The organism is Inhella proteolytica, from assembly GCF_016093275.1.
In the GTDB taxonomy this organism is placed as follows: Bacteria; Pseudomonadota; Gammaproteobacteria; order Burkholderiales; family Burkholderiaceae_C; genus Inhella; species Inhella proteolytica.
On sequence record NZ_JAEDAK010000021.1, the window covers coordinates 15,331 to 40,514 of the forward strand.

At 70.1% G+C, this 25,184-nt stretch carries 24 protein-coding genes; 12 read left to right on the top strand and 12 right to left on the bottom strand.

Translation table 11 applies throughout. The annotated features are described in order from the left end of the window. Positions 1 to 7 precede the first annotated feature (7 nt). From I7X39_RS20725 to I7X39_RS23740, 5 genes are all read left to right on the top strand, one after another. A complete protein-coding gene (locus I7X39_RS20725) occupies positions 8 to 439 on the top strand; it encodes an SRPBCC family protein (RefSeq protein ID WP_198113160.1) in 432 nt (143 codons plus the stop codon). After that, the gene (locus I7X39_RS20730) at positions 436 to 1,095 is read left to right on the top strand and encodes a glutathione S-transferase family protein (RefSeq protein WP_198113161.1); all 660 of its coding nucleotides are present in this window, start codon (positions 436 to 438) and stop codon (positions 1,093 to 1,095) included. The genes I7X39_RS20725 and I7X39_RS20730 overlap by 4 nt, the downstream gene beginning before the upstream one ends. 2 nt (positions 1,096 to 1,097) lie before the next feature. Beyond that, a complete protein-coding gene (locus I7X39_RS20735) occupies positions 1,098 to 1,547 on the top strand; it encodes an SRPBCC family protein (protein WP_198113162.1) in 450 nt (149 codons plus the stop codon). A 63-nt stretch (positions 1,548 to 1,610) separates the two neighbouring features. Beyond that, a complete protein-coding gene (locus I7X39_RS20740) occupies positions 1,611 to 3,020 on the top strand; it encodes a hypothetical protein (protein ID WP_198113163.1) in 1,410 nt (469 codons plus the stop codon). After that, complete coding sequence (locus I7X39_RS23740; protein WP_198113164.1) at positions 3,010 to 4,911, top strand: sensor histidine kinase; 1,902 nt, start codon at positions 3,010 to 3,012, stop codon at positions 4,909 to 4,911. The genes I7X39_RS20740 and I7X39_RS23740 overlap by 11 nt, the downstream gene beginning before the upstream one ends. Here I7X39_RS23740 and I7X39_RS20750 read toward each other — a convergent pair whose 3' ends face one another. From I7X39_RS20750 to I7X39_RS20770, 5 genes are all read right to left on the bottom strand, one after another. Continuing rightward, complete coding sequence (locus tag I7X39_RS20750; protein WP_198113165.1) at positions 4,912 to 6,249, bottom strand: TolC family protein; 1,338 nt, start codon at positions 6,247 to 6,249, stop codon at positions 4,912 to 4,914. 4 nt (positions 6,250 to 6,253) lie between these two features. Further along, positions 6,254 to 8,344, bottom strand: a complete 2,091-nt coding sequence (locus I7X39_RS20755) for an ATP-binding cassette domain-containing protein (protein WP_198113166.1) — start codon at positions 8,342 to 8,344, stop codon at positions 6,254 to 6,256. A gap of 1 nt (position 8,345) precedes the next feature. Continuing rightward, on the bottom strand, positions 8,346 to 9,554 hold the full coding sequence (locus I7X39_RS20760; RefSeq protein ID WP_198113167.1) for an efflux RND transporter periplasmic adaptor subunit: 1,209 nt from the start codon (positions 9,552 to 9,554) through the stop codon (positions 8,346 to 8,348). Positions 9,555 to 9,688: 134 nt separating this feature from the next. Beyond that, a complete protein-coding gene (locus tag I7X39_RS20765; RefSeq protein WP_198113168.1) occupies positions 9,689 to 11,413 on the bottom strand; it encodes an aspartyl protease family protein in 1,725 nt (574 codons plus the stop codon). A gap of 114 nt (positions 11,414 to 11,527) precedes the next feature. Further along, the gene (locus I7X39_RS20770) at positions 11,528 to 12,415 is read right to left on the bottom strand and encodes a LysR family transcriptional regulator (protein WP_198113169.1); all 888 of its coding nucleotides are present in this window, start codon (positions 12,413 to 12,415) and stop codon (positions 11,528 to 11,530) included. Positions 12,416 to 12,679: 264 nt separating this feature from the next. Between I7X39_RS20770 and hppD the strand changes: the two genes are divergently transcribed. Together hppD and I7X39_RS20780 are read left to right on the top strand one after the other, a co-directional pair. Next, positions 12,680 to 13,717 carry a 4-hydroxyphenylpyruvate dioxygenase gene (gene hppD / locus I7X39_RS20775; RefSeq protein ID WP_198113170.1) on the top strand — a complete coding sequence of 346 codons (1,038 nt, stop codon included), beginning with the start codon at positions 12,680 to 12,682 and terminating at the stop codon, positions 13,715 to 13,717. Then, positions 13,714 to 14,250, top strand: coding sequence for a VOC family protein (locus I7X39_RS20780; RefSeq protein ID WP_198113171.1), 537 nt, complete (start codon positions 13,714 to 13,716; stop codon positions 14,248 to 14,250). Before hppD ends, I7X39_RS20780 begins: the two co-directional genes overlap by 4 nt. A gap of 4 nt (positions 14,251 to 14,254) precedes the next feature. On the opposite strand, the gene I7X39_RS20785 is transcribed toward I7X39_RS20780, so the two are convergent. The 3 genes from I7X39_RS20785 to ychF are packed head-to-tail and all read right to left on the bottom strand — an operon-like array spanning position 14,255 to position 17,261. Next, the gene (locus I7X39_RS20785) at positions 14,255 to 14,902 is read right to left on the bottom strand and encodes a DUF4276 family protein (protein ID WP_198113172.1); all 648 of its coding nucleotides are present in this window, start codon (positions 14,900 to 14,902) and stop codon (positions 14,255 to 14,257) included. Positions 14,903 to 14,905: 3 nt separating this feature from the next. Beyond that, positions 14,906 to 16,138 (bottom strand): AAA family ATPase, encoded by a 1,233-nt coding sequence (locus I7X39_RS20790; protein ID WP_198113173.1) that lies wholly within the window; start codon positions 16,136 to 16,138, stop codon positions 14,906 to 14,908. Positions 16,139 to 16,169: 31 nt separating this feature from the next. Next, entirely contained in the window at positions 16,170 to 17,261 is a 1,092-nt protein-coding gene (gene ychF, locus I7X39_RS20795; protein WP_198113174.1) for a redox-regulated ATPase YchF, read from the bottom strand. A gap of 144 nt (positions 17,262 to 17,405) precedes the next feature. Between ychF and I7X39_RS20800 the strand changes: the two genes are divergently transcribed. Genes I7X39_RS20800 through I7X39_RS20820 form a run of 5 tightly spaced genes read left to right on the top strand, consistent with a single transcriptional unit; the run spans position 17,406 to position 21,567 of the window. Next, positions 17,406 to 18,527, top strand: coding sequence for an FAD-dependent monooxygenase (locus I7X39_RS20800; protein WP_198113175.1), 1,122 nt, complete (start codon positions 17,406 to 17,408; stop codon positions 18,525 to 18,527). Positions 18,528 to 18,552: 25 nt separating this feature from the next. Next, complete coding sequence (locus I7X39_RS20805; protein WP_198113176.1) at positions 18,553 to 19,278, top strand: DsbC family protein; 726 nt, start codon at positions 18,553 to 18,555, stop codon at positions 19,276 to 19,278. Further along, on the top strand, positions 19,275 to 19,739 hold the full coding sequence (locus tag I7X39_RS20810) for a DUF3429 domain-containing protein (RefSeq protein ID WP_232352099.1): 465 nt from the start codon (positions 19,275 to 19,277) through the stop codon (positions 19,737 to 19,739). Before I7X39_RS20805 ends, I7X39_RS20810 begins: the two co-directional genes overlap by 4 nt. 35 nt (positions 19,740 to 19,774) lie before the next feature. Beyond that, entirely contained in the window at positions 19,775 to 20,779 is a 1,005-nt protein-coding gene (locus I7X39_RS20815) for a DUF3108 domain-containing protein (RefSeq protein WP_310739953.1), read from the top strand. Further along, positions 20,776 to 21,567, top strand: coding sequence for an enoyl-CoA hydratase (locus I7X39_RS20820; RefSeq protein WP_198113179.1), 792 nt, complete (start codon positions 20,776 to 20,778; stop codon positions 21,565 to 21,567). Before I7X39_RS20815 ends, I7X39_RS20820 begins: the two co-directional genes overlap by 4 nt. Before the next feature lie 398 nt (positions 21,568 to 21,965). Here I7X39_RS20820 and I7X39_RS20825 read toward each other — a convergent pair whose 3' ends face one another. From I7X39_RS20825 to I7X39_RS20840, 4 genes are read right to left on the bottom strand one after another with little or no spacing between them, the layout of a single operon-like run. Beyond that, positions 21,966 to 22,700 (bottom strand): LytR/AlgR family response regulator transcription factor, encoded by a 735-nt coding sequence (locus I7X39_RS20825; RefSeq protein ID WP_198113181.1) that lies wholly within the window; start codon positions 22,698 to 22,700, stop codon positions 21,966 to 21,968. After that, positions 22,685 to 23,743 (bottom strand): histidine kinase, encoded by a 1,059-nt coding sequence (locus tag I7X39_RS20830; RefSeq protein WP_198113183.1) that lies wholly within the window; start codon positions 23,741 to 23,743, stop codon positions 22,685 to 22,687. Before I7X39_RS20830 ends, I7X39_RS20825 begins: the two co-directional genes overlap by 16 nt. Further along, a complete protein-coding gene (locus I7X39_RS20835) occupies positions 23,740 to 24,780 on the bottom strand; it encodes a sensor histidine kinase (RefSeq protein ID WP_198113185.1) in 1,041 nt (346 codons plus the stop codon). The genes I7X39_RS20830 and I7X39_RS20835 overlap by 4 nt, the downstream gene beginning before the upstream one ends. After that, the gene (locus I7X39_RS20840) at positions 24,777 to 25,154 is read right to left on the bottom strand and encodes a hypothetical protein (protein ID WP_198113187.1); all 378 of its coding nucleotides are present in this window, start codon (positions 25,152 to 25,154) and stop codon (positions 24,777 to 24,779) included. The genes I7X39_RS20835 and I7X39_RS20840 overlap by 4 nt, the downstream gene beginning before the upstream one ends. Between the last annotated feature and the right edge of the window lie 30 nt (positions 25,155 to 25,184).

The following is a 25,184-nucleotide window of genomic DNA, read 5'->3' on the forward strand; positions in this document are numbered from 1 at the left end:
GACCGTCATGGCCATCAAGCTGGACTATGTGATCGAGATCCGCGCGCCGCGCGCGCGGGTGTGGACGCAGATGCTGGGTGACGCCGGCTACCGCGACTGGACCGCCGCCTTCTGCGAGGGCTCGTACTACGAGGGCCGCTGGGAGACCGGTGCCGACATGCGCTTTCTCGGCCCCTCGGGCGACGGCATGCGCGCGCGCATCGAGGTCGCGCGGGAGCCCGAGTACGTCAGCATCGAGCACCTGGGCGAACTGGTGGGCGGCGCGCCCAAGGAATGTGCCGACTGGCAGGGCGTGTTCGAGCGCTACTGGCTCAAGGACCAGGGCGGCGCCACGCGCATCGAGGTCGAGCTGAACCAGGTGCCGGAGGCCTACGTCGAGATGATGAACACGATGTGGCCGGCCGCGCTGCAGCGGCTCAAGAAGGCGTGTGAGACATGACGATGGAACTGTTCGCCCACCCCTTCTCGTCCTACTGCCAGAAGGTGCTGATCGCGCTGCGCGAGAAAGGCCTGGACTTCGAGCTGCGCCTGCTCGAACCCGACCAGACCGTCACCCAGGCCGAGTTCGCGCGCCTGTGGCCGCTGCAGCGCATGCCGCTGCTGCGCGCGGGCGAGACGGTGCTGATGGAGTCCACCCTCATCATCGAATGGCTGGACCTGCAGCATCCGGATGCGCCGCGCCTGCTGCCGGCCGACCCGCAGGCCGCACTGCAGGTGCGTCTGTTCGATCGCCTGTTCGACCAGTACGTGATGACGCCGATGCAGAAGCTGGTGTTCGACTGCATCCGCCCGGCCGAGAAGCGCGACCCCCACGGCGTGGCCGAGGCCCATGCGCTGCTGGAAAAGGCCTATGCCTGGCTGGACGGCCAACTGCCCGCGGCCGGCTGGGCGGTGGGCCAGTGCTTCAGCCTGGCCGACTGCGCCGCCGCGCCTTCACTGTTCTACGCCGACTGGGTGCACGAGATCCCGCCCGAGCTGCACCGCCTGCGCGCCTACCGCCAGCGCCTGCTGGCCCACCCTTCGGTCGCCCGCGCGGTGGACGAAGGCCGCCCCTACCGCAGCTGGTTTCCACCGGGTGCCCCTGACCGAGACTGACCATGCCCAACACCCTGCAGATGCAACGCGTGCTGCGCGCCCCGCCCGAGCGCGTCTACAAGGCCTTCATCACGCCAAAAGCGATGGAGAAATTCCTGCCGCCCTATGGCTTCACGGCCGAGGTGCACGAACTCGACGCCCGCGTGGGCGGTCGCCACCGCGCCAGCTTCACGAACTTCGGCACCGGCAGCAGCCACTCCTTCGGCGGCGAGTTCCTGGAGCTGGTGCCGGGCGAGCGTCTGCGCTATACGGACCGCTTCGACGACCCGAACCTGCCCGGCGAGATGCAGGTGACGCTGGAGTTCCGCAAGGTGCTCTGCGGCACCGAGCTGCGTGTGACCCAGGCCGGCATCCCCGACAGCATCCCGCTCGAGTTCTGCCACCTGGGCTGGCAGGAGACGCTGGACCAGCTGGCCCGGCTGGTGGAGCCGGAAATCCCGGACGGCGCCTGAGCGCGCCTTGCCGCCGCAGCGCGCGTGCCAAGCGCGCCGCCGCGGCGCAGAATCGATCGGGCCATGGTGTCCGACCCCGCGCTTCCCACGGCTCCGGCCGAACTGCCTGCCTGGCTGGCCGCGCAGCGCAGCGCCTACCGCCAGGCGCCGGAGCGGGCCGCCGAGCTGCTGACGCAGGCGTTGGCCCTGGCCCAGGGCGCGCTGGCCGGCCCTGCGCTGGCGGTTTGGGCCGGCACCCTGGCTCTGGAACTGCGCAGCCCGCTGCGCGCTGAAGCCCTGCTGGGGGCGGCCCTGGCGCAACCCGGGCTGGCAGATCAGGAACGGGCTTCGCTCGAATCCCTGGCCGCGCGCGCCGACATCCAGGCGCAGCGCCTGGATGCCGCACGCGAGCGCCTGCAGCGCGCCCTGCTGGCCGCTGAGCCGGGCAGCCTGGCCCAGGGCCTGGCGCTGGGTGGCAGTGCCCAGCTGGCCTACCGCGAAGGCGCGGCGGCGGCGGCCGTGGTGCAGGCGCGCCAGGCCCTGGCCCTGCTGGCCGGCCTGGAATGGGAAGGGCCCTGGGTGCAGCTGCATGCCTTGCTGGCCCTGGCGCAGCGCGAGCTGGGCGATGCCGAGGGCCGGCAGGCCAGCCTGCAGCGTGGCTGCGCACTGGCCCTGGCGCAGCAGCGCTGGGGCGAGGCGGCGCTGCTCACCACCGGTCTCTTCGATCTGGCGCTCGAACAAGGCCAGCCGCAGCAGGCCGAGCAGGCCCTGCAGCAGGCCAGCGCCTACGCGGCCCGCGAGCCCGGCGGCGCCGAGGCCCCGGGGCATGCGATGGTGGTGTTCAGCCGCGCGCGCTGGCTGGCGGCCCAAGGCGATTACGCCGCCGCCTGCGCGGGCCTGCGCGAGGCCCTGAGCCAGCAGCGCCACCGGCTCGCCGCCCATGATCTGGCGGACCGGCTCAACCAGCTGGCCGATTGGCTGGTGCTGGCGGAACAGCCGACCGAGGCCCTGGCGGCGGCACGCGAGGCCCAGCAGCTCCAGCTCCTGCACGACGCACGCGCCGGGCGCCGCCATCTGGACCTGCTGCGCCAGCAATCGGACATCGAGCGCGCCGAGCAGGAGCGCGCCGCCAGCGAAACCCGCGTGCTGGCCCTGGAGCGCCACCACGCCGAGCTGGCCGCCACCCTGGCGCGCCAGCGCGCGCTGCACGACGAGCTGGTGGAGGCGCGCAAGCTGGCCGGCCTGGGGCAGCTGCTGATCAGCCTGGCGGGCCGGCTGGAGGCCCCCCTGCAGCGCGCCCGCCAGCAGCTTGAAGCCGGGCAGGCCAGCGACGAGGCGCTGCTGGAATCGGTGCGCCTGGGCGCGGGCGTCAGCCGCCGTGCGCTGCAGCAGGGCCTGCAGCAGACCCTGGCCGGTTGCCAGCACGCGCAGCGCGAGCTTGAGCAGGCGCTGGCCGAGGTGTCCAACTACCAGAGCCTGCGCGATGAGGTCTGACGCAGCGGGCGCGTCACCCGGCTCGGCGGGCTGGCTGGACGCGCAGCGGGAGCGCTACCACCAGGCCCCCGAGCACGCGGGCGTGCTGTGGCACGAGCTGCTGCCCACCTTCCTGGCCCTGCCCGAGGACCCGCCGGCGGAATGGCCGGTGGTGGACTTCGCCCTGCTGCTCTGCCAGCTGGGCTACGAGCGCCGCCAGCTGCCCCTGCTTGAACCCGTGCTGGTGCGCGCCCTGGCCTGGTGCGAGGCCGGGCGCGAGGCCGAGCTGCTGCCGCGCCTGCTCTGCGTGGCGGCCCGGCTGCAGGTGGTGGCGCAGGAATTCGAGCGCGCGGCCGAGCTGCTGCAGCGTGCCGGCAGCCTGCTGGCCGCGCAGAGCGTGCCCGACCCGCTGAGCCAGGGCCTGCTGCTCGGCGCCCTGGGCCAGCTGACCCTGCTGCAGGGCGAACCCGAGCGCGCACTGGGCTATGCCCGCCAGGCCCTGCCCCTGTACCGCGCCATGGGCTACCGCGGGCCCTGGGTGCAGGTGTATGCGGCCCAGGCCATCGCGCTGCGCAGCCTGGGTCGGCAGGCCGAGCGGCGTGCGGTGCTGCTCGAAGGCATCACGGAATCCTGCGCGCAGCGGCGTTGGAGCGAGGCCGCCAATCTGGCCACGGGCCTGATCGACATGGCGCTCGAGCAGGGCGATCTGCCGGCCGCCTGGGCCGCGCTGGAGCAGGGCGAGGCGTTGGCGGCCCAGGCCGACCGGGACCCGGCCACGCCCTGCCACCGCATCCTGCGCTTCAGCCGGGCGCGCTGCCTGGCGCAGGCCGGCCAGGCCGAGGCCGCCTGTGCGCTGGTCGAGCCGGTGCTGGACGACGCGCTGCGCTTCGGCGGCCCGACCGAGCTGCTGCGCCGCCTGGACGATCTGGCCGATTGGCAGGCGCAAGCGGGCCGCGCCGCCGCCGCCCTGGCCCACAGCCGGCGCGCGCACGCGATGCGCCTGCACATGGCGCGCGAGGCGCAGGAGCGCAGCGGCTTGGCCCTGCGCCAGCAAGTGGAGCTGGAGCACACCGAGCGCGAGCGCCACTGGCACCGCCAGCGCGCCGACGAGGCCGCGCGCCAGAGCACCGCCCTGCAGGAAGCGCTGGACCAGCTGCAGGCGTTGCAGGAGGAGCTGGCCCGCTACAGCCGTGCTGCCAGCCTGGGCCCGCTGCTGGCCGGCGTGGCCCATGAGCTCAACACGCCGCTGGGCACGGCGCTCACCGCCCTTTCGCACGCCGGCATGCTGGCGCAGGAGCTGATGGCCTGGATCGAGGCCGAGCGCCTGCAGCGGCCGCGCCTGCTGGCGCGCCTGGGCGAGCTGGCCGAGGCCCAGGCCCTGGCCCGGCGCGGCCTGGAGCGCGCGTTGGCCCTGACGGCCAGCTACCGGCCGGCCCGCCACGACGGCGCCGCCGGCGCGCCCCTGGCCGCGCTGGTGGAGCGGGCCTGGGCGCGCGCGCTTTCACCCACCAGCTGCCTGCGCCTGCAGCTGCAGGACGGCGTGGGCGCGCCGCTGTGGCCCGGCCAGGCGCTGGAGGAGGTGCTGGTGCAGCTGTTCCAGAACGTCGAGCGCCATGCCTATGCGCCCGGTGAGCCCGGCCTGGTGCGCGTGCAGGCCGCGGCCCAGCCCACCGCCCATGCCTTGCTGGCGGTCGAGGACCTGGGCTGCGGCATCGCCCCCGATCTGTTGCCCCATGTGTTCGAGCCCTACGTCAGCACCCAGTTCGGGCGCGGCCGCAGCGGTCTGGGCCTCTTCATCGCCGAGGCCGCCGTGCGCCAGCAGCTGGGTGGGCGCTTGCGCGTGCACAGCCGGCCGGGGCAGGGCACGCGCTTCGAGATCGAGTGCCCGCTCGGCCCGGCGTTCGACGGCTGATCAGGCGCTCGCCAAGGCCTTGTGCAGCGCCGCCTGGTTCAGCCAGGCGCGCAGGCGCAGGCGGATGCCTTCCTGCTCGGCCGCCAGCGCCGCGTTGCGGGCCTGCAGCCAGTCGGCACGGGCAATCGCGCCCACCTCGAAGCGCAGCTGGGCCAGCTGGGCGGTGCGGCGCGCTTCCTGCAGGCGTGCGGCATTGGCTTGTTCCTGCGCCTGCAGCTCGCGCTCCTCGGCGGCCAGGCCTTCCACCTCCACCAGGGCCTGGTGCAGACTGTCGCGCAGGGCCAGGGCGCTGCTCTCCACCTCGGTCAGTGCGCCCTGGCGCTGCAGCTCCAGGCGGCGCCAGTCCACCAGCGGCACCACCAGGTTCGCGGCCAGGCTGCCCAGCGGGTTGCGCAGCCAGTCGCCGGCGTCGCGGCCGCCGGTGCCCAGGCCCAGGGTGAAGCTCAGGCGCGGGTAGCGCGCGGCTTCGCTGCTGCGCTGGCGGGCCAGTGCGGCGTCCACGGCCAGGCGGGCGCGCTGCACGTCCGGGCGGCGGGCCAGGGCCTGTTCGGGGGCTGGCGGCAGCCAGTGCGGGGGCGCGGCGTCGGGCAGGCGGGCGGTGGCGGGCAGGGCGGGCTCGGTCTGGTCGAGCAGCAGGCCCAGGGCCAGGCGGTGCTGGCTGCGTTCGCGCTCCAGCTGAGCCAGGCGCGAGCGCAGGCCCTGCAGGGTGGCGGCGTTCTTGTCCACCTCGATGGGCAGCAGCTTGCCTTCGCGCACGCGCTGGCGCGTCAGCTCCACCACCTGCTCGGCGCCCTGCAGCTGCTCTGCAATCAGGGGCTCTTCGAGTGCCAGCGCGGCCAGGCTCCAGTAGCGCTCGGCCACCTGGGCGCGGATCAGCAGCTTGGCGGCGGCGATGTCGGTGCGCGCGGCTTCCGCATCGGCCAGCTGGGCCAGCTCGGCCTGGGCCAGGCGTTGCCAGAGGTCCAGCTCGTAGCCCAGGCCGGCACTCAGGCCGTGGCTGCGCGTGGTGGGGCCTTGCTCGACGAGGCGCGAGCGCGAGGCGTCCAGGCTCAGGCTGGGCGTGGGCTGGCGGTCCAGGCCTGCTACTTGCGTCTGCAGCTCGGCGCGGCGCCAGCGCAGCACGGCCTGGGCGATGTCGCGGTTGGCGGCCAGGGCCTGCTGCTGCAGCTGGGCCAGCGCGGGGTCGATCAGGCCGGCCCAGTCCGCCGGCGCGGCCTGGCCCTCGAACTGCTGCCATGCCGCCGGCATCGCGGTGCTGGCCTGCGGGGCGGCGGGCGGGGTGATGCTGCAGGCGCTGAGAGCCAGCGCCGCAGCCACTGCGATCAAGTGCTTGTTCATGTTCTTACTCCCGGGCCAGGGCGTCGACGGGGGACAGGGCGGCGGCGCGGCGCGCCGGCAAGGTGCCAAAGATCAGGCCGACCAGGCTGGAGACCGCGAAGGCCACGCCCAGCGCCGCCCAGCTCACCTCCACCTTCAGGTCGCTCTGCGCGGCGTTGATGCCCTGCGCGCCCAGCCAGCTCAAGAGCACGCCCACCAGGCCGCCCAGGCAGCACAGCAGCACGGCCTCGACGAGGAACTGCAGGCGCACGTCGCGCTGGCGTGCACCCACCGCCATGCGGATGCCGATCTCGCGGGTGCGCTCGCTCACCGACACCAGCATGATGTTCATCACGCCCACGCCGCCCACCAGCAGGGAGATGGCGCCCACGCCGGCAAACAGCAGCGCCATCGCGCCGGTGACCTGCTGGAACTTCTGGAACTCTTCTTCCGCGCTCCAGGTGCCGAAGTCCTGCGCGCCGTGCAGGGCCCGCATGCGGTACTCGATATGGCGCAGCACCTCGGCCGGCGGCACCGTGAAGTCGAGCAACACATTGAACTGGTCGGCATCGGTGCGCAGGTCCAGCTTGCGGGCGAAGGCGGTGTGCGGCACGAACACCTGGCCCAGCCAGGAGCCGAAGTTCACCAGGCCGCCGGTGTCGGGCTTGACGACGCCGATGATGGTGACGGGCAGGGCCACGCCCACCGCGGGCGGCGCCATCGGCCCGCCCTGGGCCACGCTGGCCATCGGGTCGCCGCCCATGCCGGCCATGGGGTTGATGAGCAGGGTGCGGCCCACCGGGTTCTCGCCCGGCTTGAAGAGGTTGTTGCGCGCCTTCTCGTCGATCAGCGCCACCTGGGCGGCGCTGTTGAAGTCGTGCGGCTGGAAGACGCGGCCGGCGTCGAGCTTGAGCTTGCGCATCGCCAGGGTGTCGGCCTCGGCGCCGAGCACGGTGACCATGCTGTCGCGCGCGCCGTGGCGGGCCGTCATCTGCGCCTCGCGCTCGGTGGTGACGGCCTTGACGCCGGCCAGCGCGCGGATGGAGGCCATGTCCGACGCCGTGAAGGCCTTGGCCTGCTGGCCCGGCGGCAGATTGGGGTTGCCGCGCCAGACCATGATGCGGCCGGACATGAAGCCGCTGACGTCCTTCTCGATGCTGCCGCGCGCGGCGGTGGTGAGCGCCAGGATGGACACCACGGCGGCGATGCCGATGCTGATGCCCAGCATGGAGAGCGCGGTGCGCAGGCGGTTGCCCTTGAGCGACTGCACGCCCGAGGCAAAGGCCTCGCGCCACTGCGCCTGCAGGCGCCGCCACCAGCTGGCCGGCGGCAGCGGCTGGCTGTCCTCGGTCTGCGGCGGCTGGTGCGTGGCGGGGGTGCCGTTGTCGCGGATGACCTTGCCGTCCTTCAGCTCGATGACGCGGCGCGCATGCGCGGCGACCTGGTGGTCGTGCGTGACGAGGATGATGGTGTGGCCGCGCTCGTTGAGCTCGCGCAGCAGCTTCAGCATCTCGGCGCCGGAGGCGGAGTCGAGCGCGCCGGTGGGCTCGTCGGCCAGGATGATCTGGCCGCCGTTCATCAGCGAGCGGGCGATGGAGACGCGCTGCTGCTGGCCACCGCTGAGCTCGTTGGGCTTGTGGTGCAGGCGCTCGCCCAGGCCCAGGCGCTCCAGCAGGGCCTGCGCGCGGCTGCTGCGCTCGGCCTGGCTGGCGCCGGCATACACGGCGGGCAGCGCGGCGTTGGCGCGCGCATCCAGGTGCGGCAGCAAGTGGTAGCGCTGGAAGATGAAGCCGAAGCGCTCGCGCCGCAGCGCGGCCAGCTCATCCGGGCCGAAGTGGCTGGCGTCCTGGCCGTCGATGAGGAACTGGCCCTCGGTCGGGTTGTCCAGGCAGCCCAGCACGTTCATCAGCGTGCTCTTGCCCGAACCGGACTGGCCGATCACGGCGACGAACTCGCCGGCTTCGATGGCCAGGCTCACGCCGTCGAGCGCGCGCACCTCGATGTCGCCCAGCTTGTAGTGGCGGCCGATGGCGCGCAGCTCGATCAGCGGCGGGGCCGTGCGGCGGCTGTGCTCCGGCGCGTGCGCGGCGGAAGGCACCAGGAGATCGCGTGCCATATCAGCTCTTGGCAGCGGCCGAGGCGGCGGCGGAAGCGGCCGATTCCGGCGGCGGCGGGGCCAGCAGCACCTTCTCGCCCAGCTTCAGGCCGTCAAGCACCTGCACGCGGCCGCCATCCTGCAGGCCGGTGCGGATCTTGCGCTCCTTGTGCGGGGGGGCTTTCTTGGCGTCCTTGCCCTCCTTCGCCGGGGCTTCCAGCACCTGCACGGCAAAGCGGCCCTCGTCGTCACGCGCGCCGAGAGCCACCACGGGAATGGCCAGCACCTGCTTGGCGCTGCCGGTCTCGATGTTGACCTGCACCGTCATGTCCGACAGCAGCTTGCGCTCCTTGTTCGGCACTTCGAACAGCACGTTGTAGAAGACGGCGTTGCCGGCGCGCTCGGGCACCGGCTGGATGACGCGCACCGTGCCTTCGAAGCGCTGGGCCTCGCCGGAGAGGGTGACGAAGCGCGCTTTCTGGCCCACCTTGACGCTGCCGATGTCGGCCTCCGGCACGCGGGTGCGCACGGTGATCTCGTCCATGTTCGCCAGCGTCACCATCACCGGGGTGATCTGGATGGCGATGACGGTCTGACCTTCCTGCACCGGCAGGTTCACCACCGTGCCGTCCATCGGCGCGGTGATGGAGGTGTGGCCCAGCGAGAGGCGGCGCTTGTCCAGTTCCGCCTGCAAGCGCTTGAGGCTGGCGGTCTGGCCGCGCAGGTCGGCCTCCAGCTTGGTCAGCTCCACTTCTGCGCGCTCGGCCTCGGTGGCGGCGGTGGCCTCGCCCTTGAGCAGGCGGCGCTGGCGCTCCACCTCGGCGCGCGTGAGCTTCAGATCGGCCTGGCGCGCCTCGATCAGCGCGGCCTGCTGGGCCACGGCGGCTTCGGCCTGCGCCACCTCGCTGCGCGCCAGCTCGGGGTCCAGGCTGACGAGCAGATCGCCCTTCTTCACTTGCTGGCCGAGCTGCACATGGATCTTCTGCACCTGGCCGCTGACCTGCGCGCCCACATCCACCTTCACGCGCGGCTGCAGCACGCCGGCCGCCTGCACGGTCTGGGTGATGTCGGCCAGCGCGGCGGCGCCGCTGGGCGGCGGCTCGGGCGGTGCGGGCGGGTTGAGCGTGCGGTAGCCGGCATAGGCCCCGCCGGCCATCAGCACCAGGGCGATGCGCACCGGCCAGGTCTTGAGGGAGAGGCGCTGGCGCCAGGTCTTGGTCTGAGTGGCCATGGGGTGAGAGCAGAAGGGTGATGGACAGCGGGGGCGGAATGTAGTGAGGCCGCCGCCGCTCTTCGCAGGGAAACGGACAGGATGCAGCAAGGCCGGCACGGACTGCGCCCATGCTCGACCAAGCGTGGCAGGGCTCAGCTCAACAGATCGCCAAAGCCGGCCTTGCGGATCTCAGCCTCGATGGTGGCGCGCAGGCCACGGGCCATGGCCAAGGCGGCCTGCGCTGCGGCCTCGTTGCCCAGGCGGCGCAGTGCGACGGCGCGGCCGTAATGGGACCAGGGGTGCTTGTCGTTGTGCTCGATGGCCTTGTCAAAGGCCTTCAGCGCCTGGGCTGCGTCCTGGCGGCGTAGCTGCAGCCAGCCCAGACTGTCCCAGTAGGAGGCGCTCTTGCGGTCCTGTGCAACTGCGGCCTGGCAGTCCTTCAGGGCCAGCTCCAGCTCCTGGTTCAGGCGGGTGCGCAGCCAGCAGCGGTTGTTCAGCACCCGCAGCCGGGCCAGGTCGCTGTCGCGGCTGGCCAGCCATAGCGTCCACTGCCGCAGCGCATCGGGCAGTTGGTCGAAGTCCGCGTACAGATCGGCCATTCCCAGGCGTTCCTGGGCCTCTGCCGGGAGCGCTTGGTCGAGGGCGAGCAGATCGGCCAGTGCGGCTTCGCGCGCTCCCATCGCTCTGTGCAATTGGGCGCGCAGCAATCGCGCATCGTGCAAGCCGGGCTGCAGCGTGAGCGCCTGGTCCAGATCCAGCTGAGCAGCCTGTGCCGCGCGCTGGCGCACCAGCACGCGCGCACGTGCCAGCCGGTGCTCGGGATTCGTGGGTGCCAACTCGACGGCGCGGTTGAGAAGTTGTAGGGCGCGCTGTGCATCGCCACGGGTGCCCAGCGCCGCAGCCTGGCGGGCCAGCGCGTCGGCATCGTCGTCCGGAGCTGCGGATACATGGGCGGCACCCTCGCTGTCCTGTGCCGTCGGGCCGGTGCCGAACACCGCCCCGCCGTTCCAGGTTGCGAACAGCTTTTCCTGTTCGCGCGACACATAGATGCGGTGCGCCAGGAAGTAGTCCAGGCCGAGCAGCAGGTCGATGTCGCGCAGGCGCGTGGCGTCCACCTGGAGTCGCAGGTGTGAAATCTTCTGTCCGCCGATCTCAAAGCTCTCGACTGGCGCCCGCCAGCTGCTGACCAGGCCAGCGCCTGCTCCGCCCGTGCGCTCCTGCTCCACCATGTCACTGCGGGCAATTCCAGCGCGGTTGGCTGCGCGTAGGCTCAGCGCGGTGGTCGGTGCTCCGGTGTCCATCAGCACCGTAACGCGGCTGCCATTCACGCGTGCGCGGGTACGCAAGGGTTTGTCGCTGCGCCCCCATTCAAGATCGGCCTCGATCACCGGCACGTCCTGGGCCCAGTACACCGGGTGCAACTTGCGGCAGTCGCCCTGCAGGAAGTGCAGCCGCATCAGGCCCTTGCCGAGGTCGTACTCGACATCGGTGGCGCCCAGAAAGTTCCGCCCCAAGATGCCCATGATGCCGGCGCCCAGTTCGTTGCCGCCGACGATGAACTCCATGTTCTTCAAGGCCAAGCCGTGGAAGTCCACTTCCTTCACGCGGGTGAGCTGGGCCTCGATCTCGCCGGTGTAGCCCTGCAAGCGAAGCCCTGCCGGCAGCGGGCCCAGCGGCAGCTTCAGCTGAGCCGCCGTGGCGGGCAGCAGCATGCTGAAGAAGGCACCGGTGTCCAGCAGCATCGGCAGCTCGCGGCCCTCGATGCTCAGGGTCACGATGGGGCGGTGGTGCACCAACTTGACCGGGATGTCGAGCGCTTGGCGCTGGCATTGCGCCGAGCTCAGAGCCGGCAGTGCCAGCAAGGCACAGGCCAGCATATGGAGGACGAGGCGCCTGGCATGGGGCAGGCAGGAGCGAGCATCGGCTCCGCGGTTGGACAGCATGAAACTCCCTATGTTCTTGTTCACCCCGGGGCGAGCGGGGGCGCCACTTTAGGCGCCACCCGCTTGCGCCGGACTCAGCAACTCCACCAGCCTTTGCCCCGCCCGCCCCAGCGGCTTGTCGAGCCGCTGCACCAGCCAGGGCGTGAAGCGGTAGCGCGAGCCGCCCTCATACGCCAGCTCGGCCAGCTCACCACGCGCCAACTGCTCGTCGACCAGGTAGCGCGGCATCCAGCCAAAGCCCATGCCCATCAGCAGCGCCTGGCGCTTGGCCACGAAGCCGGAGAGAAAGAACACGCGTTCGCCGCCGAACATCTGGCGGTCCTCTCCGCCGGCGCCGGAATCGCGGACGGTCAGCTCGACATGGGCGTGCAAATCAGCCAGTCGGGCCGGGCGCCCCAGCTGCAGCAGCGGGTGCTGCGGCGCCACGCAGAGCAGGCATTCGAGCTCGGGCAAGGCCAGCGCGCGACATTGGGCGTGGGGGCGGTAGTCCTTGGCGATCATCAGATCGGCCCCTTCCTGCTCGAAGCAGCGCTGCACGCCGCCCAGGAACTCGATCTTCAGCTGTACGCGTGTCGGCACGCCTTCATCGGCCAGGGTCTTCAGTGCTTGCAGGCTGTCCGCCAGCGGCAGGATGCCGTCCACCACCAGCAGCAGGCGTGCCTCCCAGCCACTGGCCAGCTGCTGCGCCAGCGCGTCAAGCTGATGCGCCTGTTGCAGCAGGCGGCGGCCCTCCGCCAGCACGGCCTCGCCCTCGGGCGTCAGGCGCAGGCGGTAGCCACTGCGGTCGATCAGGCTCAGCCCCAACTGCTCCTCCAGGCGCTTGACCTGGTAGCTGACCGCCGAGCTGACCTTGTGCAGGGCCTGCGCCGCGCCGGCCACGCTGCCGGTGCGCACCAGGGCGTCCAGCGCCGCCAAACCCTCCAGATCCCAGCGCATGTTCTAGGAACTTGTCCGCAAACAAGCGGGGTCGGCGCGGCGGGCGCTTTGGGCGCCGGCCTGCGTTGCAAATCCTCGCAATGCCTCCGGGCATTGCTGCGGTGTTGCGCCTTGTCCTGCATCCCAAATCGTCACGCCAGCCTCCACCCGCCCGTCTGCGGACAAGTTCCAAATCCTAGAAATTGATCTGCAAAGAAATTCGCTTTTTTAGAATTTAAGGCCTTAGAAGAATCAGGGTCATTCGCTTCTTCCCTGGGTCTTGCGATGAGCACCTTCAACCCCTGCGGCCTGCGCGGCATCGAGTTCACCGAGTTCTGCGGTCCGGATCTGGACCACCTCGAATCCCTGTTCTGGGCCTTCGGCTTTTCCAAGCTGCGTCGCCACCCGGAAAAGGCGATCCACTACTTCCGCCAGAACGACATCCACTTCCTGCTCAATGGCGAGCGCGGCGGCCACTCGGCCGAGTTCGCCAAGCGCCACGGCCCGTCCATCAGCGCCATGGGCTGGCGCTGTGACGACGCCCAAGCCGCGCTGCAGGCGGCGGTGGCGCGCGGCGCCGTCGCCGTGCCTGCCGAGATGAAGGACCACCCCTGGCCGGCCGTCTGGGGCATCGGCGAGAGCCTGATCTATTTCGTCGAGACGCCGCGCGCCGGCCAGCCCTCGGTCTACGAGCGCGAGTTCGTGGCCCTCGAACGCCCGCTGATCCAGGCCGACAAGGGTTTCAAGGTGGTGGACCACCTGACCAACAACGTGCCCCCGGGCGAGCAGCAGAAGTGGGCCGAGTTCTACAAGGGCATCTTCGGCTTCACCGAGGTGCGCTACTTCGACATCCAGGGCGTCAAGACCGGCCTGACCAGCTACGCGCTGCGCTCGCCGGACGGCAGCTTCTGCATCCCCATCAACCAGCCCAAGGACGACAAGGACCAGATCGCCGAGTACCTGCGCGAATACAAGGGCCCGGGCGTGCAGCACCTGGCCTTCCTGACGGACGACATCCTGGCCTCGCTGGATGCTTTGGAGGGCAGCCCGATCGAAACGCTCGACATCGACCCCGACTACTACCGCGAGGTGTTCGAGCGCGTGCCCGGCGTGCGCGAGGACCCCGCCCGCATCCAGCGGCACCAAGTGCTGGTGGACGGCGACGAGGGCGGCTACCTGCTGCAGATCTTCACCAAGAACCTGATCGGGCCGATCTTCATCGAGATCATTCAGCGCGCCGACCACCTGGGCTTTGGCGAGGGCAACTTCGGCGCGCTGTTCCGATCCTTGGAGAAGGATCAAGAGAAGCGGGGGGTGCTGTGATGTTGCAAGGCATTCACCACGCCGCCTACCGCTGCAAGGACGCGCAGGAAACCGCCACCTTCTACAAGCAGGCGCTGGGCATGGATCTGCTGCTGGCGATCTCCGAAGACCGCGTGCCCAGCACCAAGGCGCCCGACCCCTACATGCACATCTTCCTGGATGCCGGCCGCGGCAATGTGCTGGCCTTCTTTGAGATCCCCAACAGCCCGCCGATGGGCCGCGACGAGAACACGCCGGCCTGGGTGCAGCACATCGCCTTCCAGGTCGAGGACCTCGACACCCTGGCCCAGGCCAAGGCCAAGCTGGAGGCCCTGGGCCTGGACGTGGTGGGCCCGACCAACCATGCGATCTTCCAGTCCATCTACTTCCGCGACCCCAATGGCCACCGCATCGAGCTGGCGGCCAACACCGTCAAGCCCGGGGACCTGGAGCGCCTGCGCGAGGTGGCGCCAGCCATGATGGAGGAGTGGGGGCGAACCAAGCGCACGGTGAAGCAGGCGGCCTGGCTGCATGAGGCGGAGTTTGCCGGCTGAGGCTTCAGGCGATCAGTCGGCGCAAGCCTTCGCGCAGTTCGCCGAAGCTCGGCGACTTGTTGCGCTCGACATCCATCCGCGGTCCGATTGCGGCTGCCCAATCATGTTTGAGTTGGCCTGGAAGCGGCCAGCCAGCCTTCTTGACTGCAGCAGCACCGCCTGGGTAGACGGCATCTGCCAATAACTCCCAGGTGCCGCAGACACTGTCCTGCCGGTACCCGGCAAGTACCTTCTTCTTGGCCCGAGGGTAGGCCGCGAGCAAGGCGGCCTGATCGCCGAAGTACCAGGCTTCAACTTCTTCGACCGCCAGGCGGATCAAGACCGTCGGTGGGGCCGGGCTGCAAGCGCCCGATAGTGCTTCCAACTCGGCCCGAAACTCGAGCGCGGGGCGTTGGTCGCTGTCGAGCACGACGAGCACTGCGTCAATGCCTGGCGTCTTGCCATACGCGCGCAATAGCGCAGGGAGCTTGTCCAGTAGGCAGGACTTGCTGGGATCGGGCTTGGCCTGGAGGTTGCTGGGAAGCCGGCCAATGCCGCGATGGTCATGCACTCGCCAACTGTGCTCCAGGCCTTGTTCACCGATGAGCTTGGGCAGCAGGATCTCAATAAGCCGTGCCCCGGAACTGTCCTCAACCAACACCTCAAGATGCATGGCTCAGTTGGTTTCGAGGTAGTTGCTGTACCAGAGGCTACCGAGTGGCAGTCCTTCATCGACCAGGTTTTGCACCAGGGCCAAATCGGAGGCTCGGCGAATGGTCGAGAAGCCGTCCTTGCCCTTGCCTAGGATCCAAACTTCCTTGGGCGACAGCGCGTCGACAAAGTAGGGCTGGTGAGTTGTGACGAAAATTTGGGGAGTGTGGACCTGGCCAGTGGCATGCCCACGCAACTCACGCGCTAGAGAGTCGAGCAGGCCGTGGTAAAGCCCGTTCTCGGGTTCTTCGATGCAGATGAAGGGCGGCGGCTCCGGGTCTTCCATCAGCAGCAGATAGGCAAACATCTTCAGAGTGCCGTCCGACATCTGCCCTGCGTAGAAAGGGTCGGCGAAGGCGCCGTCATTGAACTGCAGCAGGACACGTTTGTCCGGGCTCTCGATGTGTCGAATGCTGTGCACGCCCGGGATCTTTTCGGCAATCCGCTTCAAGATTGCATCGAAGCGTGCGCGGTGCTCGCGCTCCATGTACTGCACCACATTGCCTATGTTGTCGCCATGGCTGTTGAGGTGGCGCTGCGCGCCAGCCGAAGGGATCACCCGCGCCATGTCGGGGTTGAAGTACGAGAGGTACCAGCCCTTAAGAAAGTCACGGAAGCGCCGGATGCGAGGGTGCTCTTTCAGTGTCCCCAGTGTGGCAATGCCCAGACGGCGCAGATCGGTGAGGTCAACATCCTCCTGGGCGCGGTCTTCCTCACCCGTCGCGCCTTCCACCGCTTCCTCGCCGGCCCATACAGTGCCGCGGCCGTGATCGAGTCGAAGGAATGGGAAGGGGCGCCCATGCTTCTGGTTCTTGCGTCGCTGCTTCAGAACTTCGGACTGCACATACGGGCGTCCGCTGCTGTCGACATTGATCGCCAATTCGTAGGTGATCGGCCGCTCGCCCTTGGCCTCGCGGTAGTAGATCTCGAACTGGATCGGCTCGTCCGTGCCGAGCGAGCGCATGCGGTCAAAGCCGCCGCGCTGCTTCATGTCGCAGGCTGCCTCCACATCATGCGTCAGACAGTCGGAGACGAAGCCGAAGGCGTCGAACAGCGTGCTCTTGCCGGCGCCGTTCTTGCCAATCACCACGGTGAACGGGGTCAGGGGCTCGCTGTTCTGCTGGGTCGAGAGCTTGCCCAGCGTGACGTCGCGCAGAGCGCGGTAATTGCGAACGCGAAAACCTTCGATCAGAGCCATGGTGTCCTGTCGGGAAGGAGGGGCTGCCGGATTAGACGTTGAACAGGAAGTTCATCACGTCGCCGTCCTTGACCACGTACTCCTTGCCTTCGGCGCGCATCTTGCCGGCGTCCTTGGCGCCTTGCTCACCCTTGTAGGTGATGAAGTCTTCGAAGGCGATGGTCTGGGCGCGGATGAAGCCGCGTTCGAAATCGGTGTGGATCACGCCGGCCGCCTGCGGGGCGGTGTCGCCCTTGTGGATGGTCCAGGCGCGCACTTCCTTCACGCCGGCGGTGAAGTAGGTCTGCAGGCCCAGCAGGCTGAAGGCCGCGCGGATCAGGCGATTCAGGCCCGGCTCGGTCTGGCCCATCTCGGACAGGAACATCGCCTTGTCCTCGTCGCTCATCTCCGAAAGCTCGCTCTCGGTCTTGGCGCAGATCGCCACCACCGGGCCCTTCTGCGCCGCGGCGTATTCCTTCAGGCGCTCCAGGAAGGGGTTGTTCTCGAAGCCGTCCTCGGCCACGTTGCCGACGAACATGGCCGGCTTGGCGGTGATCAGGCAAAGCGGCTTCAGGATCGCCAGCTCTTCCTTGCTGAAGTCGATGGAGCGCACCGGCTTGGCCTGGTCCAGCGCGGCCTGGCACTTTTCCAGCACCTTCACGAGTGCGATCGCTTCCTTGTCGCCGGCGCGCGCCACCTTGTTGTAGCGGTGCAGGCTCTTTTCCACGGTGCCGAGGTCGGCCAGGCAGAGCTCGGTCTGGATGACCTCGATGTCGGAGATCGGGTCGACCTTGCCGTTCACGTGGATGACGTTCTCGTCCTCGAAGCAGCGCACCACGTTGACGATGGCGTCGGTCTCGCGGATGTGGCTGAGGAACTGGTTGCCCAGGCCTTCACCCTTGCTGGCACCGGCCACCAGGCCGGCGATGTCGACGAACTCGACGATGGCCGGCACCACGCGTTCGGGCTTGACGATCTCGGACAGCGCATCCAGGCGCGGGTCCGGCAGCTCGACGATGCCGACGTTGGGCTCGATGGTGCAGAAGGGGTAGTTCTCGGCAGCGATGCCGGCCTTGGTCAGGGCGTTGAAGAGGGTCGATTTGCCGACGTTCGGCAAACCCACGATGCCGCACTTGAGGCTCATCGGACAGTCCTTGAATAGCTGGGGCGCCCGGGCGTCGCTCGGCAGGGACCGGCGATCGGGAAATCTGGGCAAAGGGGCGGGATTTTAGGCGGGCGTGACCCTGTGCGCAGCCGGGCTTGGGGCGGCTTCCTAGAATCCCCGGCTATGCACAGGGCTCCAGTCGATGTATTGATCCGCGGCGATGGCTGCGTCGGGCGGGCGTTGGCGCTGGCCTTGTCGCGCCAGGGCCTGCGCGTGGCCTTGCGCGGCCGCCCCCCAGCGGCGGGCGGCCCGGACCTGCGCGCCTACGCGCTGAATCCGGCCTCGCGCCGCTTGCTGCAGGAGCTCAGGGTCTGGGACAGCCTGCCCGCCGAGGCCCGCACCCCCGTGCACGACATGAAGGTGCATGGCGACGCGCAAGGCGCACACATCGAGTTCTCGGCCTGGCAGGCCCAGGTGGAGGAACTGGCCTGGATCGTCGACGCCGGCGAGCTGGAAGCCCAGTTGGACGCCGCCCTGCGCTACGCCCCGCATGTGGAGCGTGTGCAGGAGGACGTGCCGCACGCCCTGCTGGCCCTGTGCGAGGGCCGCGAGGCCGACAGCCGCGCCGCCCTGGGCGTGGAGGTGGAGTTGCACCGCTACGGCCACCACGCGCTGGCCGCCCGCCTGGTGGCCAGCCAGCCGCACCAGGGCATTGCCTGGCAGTGGTTCCGCCAGGGCGAGCACGGCCCCGAGATCTTGGCCCTGCTGCCGCTGGACCGCCCCGAACCCGGCTGCAGCTATGCCTTGGTGTGGTCGCAGCCGGCCGCGGCCGCGCAGCAATGGGCCGTGGCCGAGCCTGCGGAATTCGAAGCCGAGCTGAACCGCCTGTGCGCCGCCTCGTCCGGCAGCCTGAAGCTGGCTAGCGAGCGCAAGACCTGGCCGCTGCAATGGCTGCGCGCCCGGGAGGTCTGCGGCCCCGGCTTCGTGCTGCTGGGCGATTGTGCGCACCAGGTGCACCCGCTGTCCGGCCAGGGCCTGAACCTGGGCCTGGGCGACGTGGCCGCCCTGGCCCAGGTGCTGCGCCAGCGCGAGGCCTGGCGACCGCTGGGCGACGAGCGCCTGCTGCGCCGCTATGCGCGCGAGCGCGCCCTGCCCACCCTGCTGATGGGCGGCGGCGCCGATGCGCTCTGGACCGGTTTTGCCCATCCCTCGCCCCTGCTGCGCAGCCTGCGCAACCAGGGTCTGAGCCTTGTCAATCAACTGCCCCCCTTGAAGCGCTGGCTGGCCCAGCGCGCGATGGGCTGACCCCCCGGCCGAGGTGCCCTTGTCCATGAAGACCCTTCCCATCCTGACCCTGGCCCTGGCCGCCATGCTGGGCTGTTCCGCCGAAGCCAACGAGGCCACCATCCGCAAGGCCCTGGCGCAGCGCCTGCCCGCCAACTTCCCGCCCGTGGACGAGGTGCGCAAATCGCCGGTCGCTGGCCTGTTCGAGGTGCGCTTCGGCACCGAGATCAAGTACACCGATGCCAAGGGCGAGTTTCTGTTCGATGGCGACTTGATCGACCTGAAGACCCGCAAGAGCCTGACCCAGGAGCGTGTGGACAAGCTCACCGCGGTGGATTTCGACAGCCTGCCGTTCAAGGACGCCATCGTCTGGAAGCGCGGCAATGGCAAGCAGCGTGTGGCCGTGTTCGCCGACCCGAACTGCGGTTACTGCAAGCGCTTCGAGCGCACACTGCAGGAACTCAAGGACGTGACGGTCTACACCTTCGTGATCCCCATCCTGGGCAGCGACTCGCGTGACAAGAGCCGTGACATCTGGTGCGCCAAGGACAGCAGCGATGCCTGGCTGAGCTGGATGCTGAAGAACCGCCTGCCCGAGAAGGTCGCCGGCAGCTGCGACGAGGCCCCGCTGGAGCGCAACCTGGCCTTTGCCCGCAAGTACGCGATCCACGGTACCCCGGCGGTGCTGTTCGAGGACGGCACCCGGGCGCCGGGGGCCATCCCGCTGGAGGCGCTGATGGAGCGCCTGGCCAAAGCCGAGAAGCGCTCTTGAACACCACCCCGCTACCCCCGCCGCCCGCCGTGGCGGTGCGCCTGGCCTACGCCGGGCTGCTTCCCTTTGTGCTGGGTGCTGCCCTGGCCTGGCTGCTGCCGCCGCCCGATGGCGCCAGCCCCGGCCTGGACGAGCACACCTACGCGTTGCTGGGCCTGTCGGCTTACGCCGCCGTGGTGCTGGCCTTCCTGGGTGCGGTGCACTGGGGCCGGGCCCTGCAGGCGGGTGAGCGCGCCACCTTTCCCTATGTCTGGGCGGTGGCGCCAGCCCTGCTGGGCACCATGGGTGCGCTGATGCCGGCCTATGCCGGCCTGGTGCTGCAGGGCGTGGCGCTGATCGCCTGCTACGCGGTGGACCGGCAGCAGTACGCCCATTGGGGCGCCCAGAGCTGGCTGACCCTGCGATTCCGCTGCACCGTGCTGGCCAGCCTGTGCTGCTTCCTGGCAGCCGCCGCCACTTAAATCGCGCGACTGCCTTTGCGCTGCTCTTGGCCCTGGTGGTCGGCGCGCATTGGCAGCTGGCGCAGTATTGGCCGGGTGCGCTGAACCTGGGCGTGGCGCCGCCAGCGCGCATGGCGGTTGAGCTGCGCCAGCCCATGGCGCTGAAGGCCCCCCCCACGCCGCCCAAGTCCTTGGCGGAAGCTCCACGTGCGCGGCGCCAGCTTGCGGCCGCACCGGTGCCAGCTGCGGCCGCGTCGGCCGTTGAGCCGCCCAAGCCCCTGCCAGAGCTGCCCGCGCTGGCCGAGCTCAGCCCGCCGCCCGCGCTGCCCGATCCGTCCGAAGGCGAGCCCGGGCCGGAATGGCCGCTCTCGACCCGGCTGCGCTACAGCCTGGTCGGCCACTACCGCGGCGCGGTGCATGGCGATGCCGAGGTCGAGTGGTTGCGCCAGGGGCGGCGCTACCAGGTGCGGCTGACGGTGGCGGTCGGCCCCAGCCTGGCGCCCTTCATCACGCGGCGCATGCTCAGTGAGGGCGAGCTCACGCCGCAGGGCATCAGCCCGCGCCGCTACGACGAAGAGACCCGGGTGCTGGTGGCCAGCCCACGCCGCCTGCAGGTGCTGATCGACCCCCTGCGCATCCAGTTCCCGAACGGCCGCATGGAGCCCACGCCGCCCGGCGTGCAGGATTCCGCCAGCCAGTTCGTGCAGCTGACCTGGCTGCTGCTCACCGGCCGCGAACCGGCCCGTGCCGGCCATGCGATTGCCCTGCCGCTGGCGCTGCCGCGCCGGCTCTACGCCTGGCGCTACGACATCGTCGGCCTGGAGACCCTGGATACCCCCCTCGGGCCCTTGCCCGCCTGGCAGCTGCGCCCGGTGGTGACCGACAGCCGCGGCACCCTGCAGGCCACCGTCTGGCTCTCCCCGCAGCTGCAATACCTGCCGGTGCGCATCCGCATCGTGCAGGACGACGAAACCTGGGTCGATCTGCTGCTGGCCGAGCCGCCGCTGCAGGAAGCCGCGCCCGAAAATGCCCACCCCACCGAACGAGGCAACGCCCCATGAACTACGAAAACATCTTGGTTGAAACCCGTGGCGACGGCGCGCGCAAGACCGGCGTCATCCGCCTGAACCGCCCCAAGGCCCTGAACGCCCTGAGCGACCCGCTGATGGACGAACTGGGTCACGCGCTCAAGGCCTTCGATGCCGACCCCGGCATCGGCTGCATCGTGCTCACCGGCAGCGAGAAGGCCTTCGCTGCCGGCGCCGACATCCCCACCCTGCTGCAGCACGACTTCCTCTCGGCCTTCAACAGCCAGCTGATCAGCAAGAACTGGGAGCACATCCTCGATGTGCGCAAGCCCGTGATCGGCGCCGTGCACGGCTTCTGCCTGGGCGGCGGCTGCGAGCTGGCCATGATGTGCGACATCCTCTACGCCGCCGACAACGCCAAGTTCGGCCAGCCGGAGATCAAGCTGGGCGTGATCCCCGGCGGCGGCGGCACCCAGCGCCTGCCGCGCTGGGTCGGCAAGTCCAAGGCCATGGACATGCTGCTGACCGGCCGCTTCATGGACGCGGCGGAAGCCGAGCGCGCCGGCCTGGTGGCCCGCGTGATTCCCGCCGAGCAACTGCTCGAAGAAGCCTTCAAGGCCGCCGAGACCATCAACGGCTACTCGGCCCCGGTGGTGGCGTTGATGAAGCAGCTCACCAACCAGGCCTTCGAGGTGCCGCTGACCGAAGGCGTGAAGATTGAGCGCGGCATGTTCCACGCCGTGTTCGGCACGCATGACCAGCGCGAGGGCATGAATGCCTTCCTGGAGAAGCGGCCGGCGAATTGGAAGCACGGCAACTGAGGACTTCCGTGTTGATGGATGGGTGCGCCACGCCGGGGCGCTGAGTTCATTGCGAGACCCCGCCGAGTCTCGCCCCGGCAGGCGAGTTCCTTTTGGCTTGACCCAAAAGGAACCAAAAGGTCAAGCCGAGGAGCACAGAAGAGCGGGCCCGCGCGCGTGAGCGCGCTTCGTGTTCTGACTTGGCCCAACTGTCTGAGCGGAGCGAACGCAGTGAGCGCAGTGAGTTTTGGGCCTGGGCCCGCTCTTCGAGTACCACAGGGCACCCCAGCCGGAGGCTGGGGCGCAGGCATCGGGGTCGCCTTTCTTGGCCTACCTTCTTTGGCGAAGCAAAGAAGGTAGGTCGGGTGCAGGGGTGAAGCCCCTGCGGGCTCTGGGCAAGCGTTCAGCCCCAAGAAGGATCAAAGCTGTTTGAACCGATGGGCATAGGCCGCGCTGACCTCCAGGGTCTCCGGCCGGTGCTTGAGCGCGATGCTGAGCTTGCCGCTCAGCGAGCGGCTCACTGAGCGGATGGCGCCCACGTTGACGATGGTGCTGCGGTGCACCTGCCAGAAGCGTTCGCCGTCCAGGCGCGCCACCAGCTCTTTGAGCGGTAGCGAGATCAGGGCCTCGCTGTCGGCCGTCACCACCGCGACGTATTTGTTGTCGGCGCGAAAGTACTGCACGTCGTCCACGGTGATCAGCTGCAGTTCGCGGCCGCGCTGCACGGTCAGCCAGCGCAGCGGTTCGCTGTCCGTGGCGGCGGGGGCGCCCAGGCCGCTGAGGTCGGCCGGCGGCTGGTGCAGGCGCTCCTTCACGCGTGCCAGGGTGCGCGCCATCTTCACCACGTCCAGGGGCTTGAGCAGGTAGCCCACGGCGCCTTCGTCGAAGGCCTGCAGCGCGTACTGCTCATAGGCGGTGATGAAGACCACATGGGCGCGATTGCCGATCAGGCGCGCCACCTCCAGGCCGGAGAGCCCCGGCATCTGCACATCCAGCAGGCAGACCTCGGGCTGCAGGGTTTCGAGCGCCTGCAGCGCGGCGTGGCCGTCGTGCACCACGGCGCAGACCTCGGCCTGCGGCCAGAGCTTGAGCAGCTCCTCGCGGATCTCGGCGGCGAGCCGGGGTTCGTCTTCGGCGATCAGGATGCGGGCCATGGCGGCAGGTCCAGGGTCAGGCGGGGCAGGGGGGTGGTGTCGAGCTGCAGCCGGGCGGCCGGGCCGTGCACGGCGCGCAGGCGGTCGGCCAACGCCGGCAGTTCCAGGGCCTGGGCGGCCTGCAGGGTGGAAGCTTCGTCGGGCCCGAGCGCGTCCACCTGGATGCGCGTGCCGCCATCGCTGCGGCCGCGCAGGTCCAGGCTCCAGATCGTGCCGGCGCCCTGCAGCAGGCCGCGCACCAGGGGCAGCAGCACGAAGGGGGTCAGGGGACGCTCGGACAGCCCTTCATCCAGATGCACATGCAGGCGCTCGGTGTGCTGGGCGTCCTGGCTGATCAGCCGGGCATAGGCCTGCACGGCCTGCAGCTCGCGCGCCAGCGTGGAGACGCGCGCTTCGGCATGTGGCTGCAGCGCGCGCAGCAGGGCGATCAGGGCATCCAGCCGGGCCTGGGCGCGCAGGGGCTCGTGGTCCAGCTCGGTGCTGACGCGCTGCAGGCGCTCGAACAGCAGGTCGGGGTCCACGCGCGCCTGCAGGGCCAGCAGCCGGGCCGCGGCCAGCTCGCGCAGGCGCTCGGCATGGGCCAGCTCGGCGGCCTGCAGCTGGGCCTGCACGCGGCGGCGCTGGCGCAGCCGCGCGTACACGGCCACGCCCAAGCCCAGCCAGACGGAACTGGTGGCGGCCAGGCCGATGTCGGCCCGCCAGCTCCACCAGGAGACGACGCCCAGAAAGGGCGTCAGTGCCTTGCCCACCACCCACACGCCCAGCAGCACCGTGCCGAGCACGGCGGCGCCATAGGCCAGTGGGGCGGACAAGCGCCGGGCGTCCACCGCACGGTCGGCCAAATGAAGCGCGGCCAGCAGCGGGAAGCCGAACTGCAGCACGTTGTAGACCAAGGCGCTGGGCACGTTGACCTCAATCATGCTGTTCGCAAACGGTGTGCCGTTGGAGAACAGATTGGCCGCGCCGATGAAGAGCGCCCAGCGCCAGTGCCGCAGCGCGTGCTGGATAGCCTGCCCGATGAGCTGCTGCGGGCTCGGGCTCATAGCGGCAGGCTGAGCCGGGCGATCAGGCCGCGCGGCTGGTTCATCAGCAGGCTCAGGCTGGCGGCCTCGCCGTACATCGCCTTCAGCCGGGCGCGCAGGGTGGCCAGGCCGGTTCCATGGCCGCTGGCGGCGCTCATGCCGCGGCCGGTGTCGGCCAGTTCCAGCAGCACCTGCTCCCCTTCGCGCCAGGCGCGCACGCTGATCTCGCCGCCGCCCACCTGGGGCGCGATGCCGTGCTTGATGGCGTTCTCCGCCAGGCTCAGCAGGCTGGTGGAGGGCAGCGGGGTGGCGTGCAGGGCCGCTGGCACGTCGAAGTGCAGGCGCAGGCGTTCGGGGCCCATGCGCAGCTGGTGCAGGGCCAGGTAGGCACGCACCAGGCCGAGCTCGCGGCCCAAGGTCGATTCGCTGTCGCGCAGGCTGGGCAGGGCCTCGCCCAGGTAGTGCAGCAGATCGGCCAGCATGGCGCGCGCACCCTGGGGGTCGGTTTGCGCCAGCCGGCGCAGGTGCGCCAGGGTGTTGAAGAGAAAGTGCGGCTCCACCTGGGCCTGCAAGAGCTGCAGCCGGGCGGTGGCCAGGTCGCGCTCCTGCTGCTGTGCCTGCTGGTTCAGCGCCCGCGCCCGCGCCCCCTCGGCACGCGCACGCTGGGTGGCCTCATGGGCGGTGACGAGGCAGGCGGCCAGGGTCAGCATCACCTGGATGAGGTAGGGGCCGGGCCCGGGTGCGAGCTTGGGGTCCACATGGTGCGCCAGCCAGGCCAGCCCCATGCCGACCGCAGCGGCCGCCAGCACCAGCAGCGCCAGGCCGAAGCCGCGGCCCCGGCCCGGCGGCAGCCAGGGGTGCAGCAGGGCGGTGCAGGCCATCATGCTCAGCAGCATCAAGAAGTTGCCGAGGCCGCCGCCGCTGACCAGGTGCAGGCACTCGCTGGGCTCGGGGGCATCGACCGCGCAGTGCACGAAGCCGGGCACGGCCATCGCCAGGGCCAGGCCGGCGGCCAGGCCCAGGGCGATGCGGAGTTCGTGCCGGCGGGTGGGGTTCATCGGGGAGTGGAGGCGGCGGCGAGGCGCGTGTGCGGCGCTTCAGCGCGCGGTTCCTGGAAGCGGATGGTAAGAAGCTGGCGCTGCGGCGTGGCGCTGCGGCAGTCCTGACCCTGCAGCGCGGTGCGCACGCGGCTCAGGTAACGGCGCGGGCCGCTCACGGCCTCGACCTGCTGCACGCCCTGGCCATCCAGATGCAGAAGCACCTTGACCTCGGCCTCGGTGCCCAGTTCTTGTTTGGCCGTGGCCAGGAGCTCGGGAATCTGCTCGGCCAGTGCCGGGCATTGGGCCAGCAGGTCCTGGCGCGGGGCGGGCTCGGCGTGGGCGGCCAGGCTCAGCAGGGTGGCGATCAGCAGGGCGGGGGTGCGGAAGGTCATGATGCGCTCCGAAGGGGTTGTCGATGGAGC

Coding starts and splice junctions, on each gene's coding strand:
- I7X39_RS20725 (WP_198113160.1), top strand. CDS start 8: ATGGCCATCAAGCTGGACTATGTGATCGAGATCCGCGCGCCGCGCGCG.
- I7X39_RS20730 (WP_198113161.1), top strand. CDS start 436: ATGACGATGGAACTGTTCGCCCACCCCTTCTCGTCCTACTGCCAGAAG.
- I7X39_RS20735 (WP_198113162.1), top strand. CDS start 1,098: ATGCCCAACACCCTGCAGATGCAACGCGTGCTGCGCGCCCCGCCCGAG.
- I7X39_RS20740 (WP_198113163.1), top strand. CDS start 1,611: ATGGTGTCCGACCCCGCGCTTCCCACGGCTCCGGCCGAACTGCCTGCC.
- I7X39_RS23740 (WP_198113164.1), top strand. CDS start 3,010: ATGAGGTCTGACGCAGCGGGCGCGTCACCCGGCTCGGCGGGCTGGCTG.
- I7X39_RS20750 (WP_198113165.1), bottom strand. CDS start 6,249: ATGAACAAGCACTTGATCGCAGTGGCTGCGGCGCTGGCTCTCAGCGCC.
- I7X39_RS20755 (WP_198113166.1), bottom strand. CDS start 8,344: ATGGCACGCGATCTCCTGGTGCCTTCCGCCGCGCACGCGCCGGAGCAC.
- I7X39_RS20760 (WP_198113167.1), bottom strand. CDS start 9,554: ATGGCCACTCAGACCAAGACCTGGCGCCAGCGCCTCTCCCTCAAGACC.
- I7X39_RS20765 (WP_198113168.1), bottom strand. CDS start 11,413: ATGCTGGCCTGTGCCTTGCTGGCACTGCCGGCTCTGAGCTCGGCGCAA.
- I7X39_RS20770 (WP_198113169.1), bottom strand. CDS start 12,415: ATGCGCTGGGATCTGGAGGGTTTGGCGGCGCTGGACGCCCTGGTGCGC.
- hppD (WP_198113170.1), top strand. CDS start 12,680: ATGAGCACCTTCAACCCCTGCGGCCTGCGCGGCATCGAGTTCACCGAG.
- I7X39_RS20785 (WP_198113172.1), bottom strand. CDS start 14,902: ATGCATCTTGAGGTGTTGGTTGAGGACAGTTCCGGGGCACGGCTTATT.
- I7X39_RS20790 (WP_198113173.1), bottom strand. CDS start 16,138: ATGGCTCTGATCGAAGGTTTTCGCGTTCGCAATTACCGCGCTCTGCGC.
- ychF (WP_198113174.1), bottom strand. CDS start 17,261: ATGAGCCTCAAGTGCGGCATCGTGGGTTTGCCGAACGTCGGCAAATCG.
- I7X39_RS20800 (WP_198113175.1), top strand. CDS start 17,406: ATGCACAGGGCTCCAGTCGATGTATTGATCCGCGGCGATGGCTGCGTC.
- I7X39_RS20805 (WP_198113176.1), top strand. CDS start 18,553: ATGAAGACCCTTCCCATCCTGACCCTGGCCCTGGCCGCCATGCTGGGC.
- I7X39_RS20820 (WP_198113179.1), top strand. CDS start 20,776: ATGAACTACGAAAACATCTTGGTTGAAACCCGTGGCGACGGCGCGCGC.
- I7X39_RS20825 (WP_198113181.1), bottom strand. CDS start 22,700: ATGGCCCGCATCCTGATCGCCGAAGACGAACCCCGGCTCGCCGCCGAG.
- I7X39_RS20830 (WP_198113183.1), bottom strand. CDS start 23,743: ATGAGCCCGAGCCCGCAGCAGCTCATCGGGCAGGCTATCCAGCACGCG.
- I7X39_RS20835 (WP_198113185.1), bottom strand. CDS start 24,780: ATGAACCCCACCCGCCGGCACGAACTCCGCATCGCCCTGGGCCTGGCC.
- I7X39_RS20840 (WP_198113187.1), bottom strand. CDS start 25,154: ATGACCTTCCGCACCCCCGCCCTGCTGATCGCCACCCTGCTGAGCCTG.